Raw genomic sequence first — 477 nt, forward strand, 5'->3', positions numbered from 1 at the left:
CCAGTTCGATGCTGCCGGGCGGCGCGTCGAAACCGGTATGGAGGATCGCGCTGTTGCCCTTGCTGGCACCGGAGAGGATGTCGGTGCTTTTTTCCAGCTCCTCGCTCAAGGCTTCGAGGAAGGCCAGGCGCTGCTGGTGGTGTCCGGTGGGCGCAGTCCGGTGGCCTTCCTCGAAGCCTTGAGCGAGGAGCCGCTGGACTGGTCGCGGATCACCGTCAGCCTGGCCGACGAGCGCTGGGTGCCGGAGTCGCATGCCGATAGCAACGCCGGCCTGGTTCGCCGCCACCTGCTCCGTGGCGAGGCGGCGAAGGCGCGCTTCATCGGCCTCTACCAGCCGGCGGCGAGCCTGGAGGAAGCGGCCGAGCTGGCCGACCATCACCTGCACGAGCTGCCATTGCCGATCGACGTGCTGGTCCTCGGCATGGGCGACGACGGCCATACCGCCTCGCTGTTCCCGAACAGCCCTGGCCTGGACCT

Annotated in this window: 1 protein-coding gene; it reads left to right on the top strand. The window is 68.6% G+C overall.

Translation table 11 applies throughout. The annotated features are described in order from the left end of the window. Window positions 1–477: 6-phosphogluconolactonase (pgl, locus tag FLP08_RS16935; protein ID WP_202912796.1), on the top strand; the 477-nt coding region annotated here is incomplete at both ends.

Origin of the sequence: Christiangramia aestuarii (genome assembly GCF_009735585.1) — a bacterium.
Taxonomy (GTDB): domain Bacteria; phylum Bacteroidota; class Bacteroidia; order Flavobacteriales; family Flavobacteriaceae; genus Christiangramia; species Christiangramia aestuarii.